Origin of the sequence: Acinetobacter sp. GFQ9D191M, from assembly GCF_011174875.1 — a bacterium.
GTDB lineage: Bacteria > Pseudomonadota > Gammaproteobacteria > Pseudomonadales > Moraxellaceae > Acinetobacter.
In genome coordinates this window covers 1-923 of the sequence record NZ_JAALGV010000154.1, presented here as the reverse complement: position 1 = coordinate 923, position 923 = coordinate 1, and the positions used below count along the sequence as shown (strand labels likewise).

The following is a 923-nucleotide window of genomic DNA, read 5'->3' as shown; positions in this document are numbered from 1 at the left end:
ATTATCGTCAAATTTCTCAGTGTCATCACCAGAACGATGGTGATGACTACGGCGATCTGACCCCAAAGGATTCGGCCTCCGCGCAATGCAGGCTCCAGTCGGCAAAAGAGACGGAGCCGATCAGAGAGTAGGCAAAATCGGGACGGGCAACAGGAAAGAGGATGCCGGAGGGCTGCCGGATACTATCGGCGGCAAATAGGATGGATCGCCTGTGCCGTTATCGTGCCGGTCGAGTGCCATCCAGGAAACGATTGGGCGAATCGCCGTCACGCTTCATTTTGCCTGCGAGGTTGAGTAGATTTTTCAGTGCGGAGTTGCGATTGAACGGCGACCAGACGGCTGTAAAGGCAACCGGCTCCGGTTCATCGAGGAAGGGCAGGAAGACGATGCCGGTCGTCGGCAACAATGACGTTGCCTCGCCGACGATAGTGATGCCGAAGCCTTGTCCGACCATAGATAGCAGCGTGTCGCGCCCCACATCAAAGCGCCGGATCGACGGTGCGGGCCAACGCCCGGCAAGGCGCAGCACGATATGGTCATGGACCTGCGGGCCGGTGCCACCATAGCGAACAATGAAAGTCTCGCCGACCAGATCGGACCAAGTGATTGCGGACTGCCCGGCGAGGCGATGCCCATCCGATAGCACGGCCACCAGCGGTTCGGTCCAGATCGGTCGGGTATGGCAGTCGGGCATCTCGGGCTTGCCCGCGACGAACACCACGTCGAGCTGGTCAGCACGAAGCTGCATCACCGCATCGCGGGCTGTGCCTTCGGTGATCTCAACCTCAATGCCCGTATGTTCTTCCCGATAATGACGGATCAGCTCCGTGAGAAAGCTGCGTGGGATTAAGGCATGGATGCCGATGCGAAGCCGGCCGTATTCTCCTTGAGCTGTCATGCCTGCGGTCTTCACTGCGTGATCG

Annotated in this window: 1 protein-coding gene; it reads right to left on the bottom strand. The window is 59.2% G+C overall.

The window, feature by feature from the left end:
• Positions 1–217: 217 nt before the first annotated feature.
• Positions 218–923, bottom strand: a 706-nt coding sequence (locus G5T77_RS16655; RefSeq protein WP_166139465.1) for a LysR family substrate-binding domain-containing protein, incomplete at its 5' end; no start/stop codon positions are given.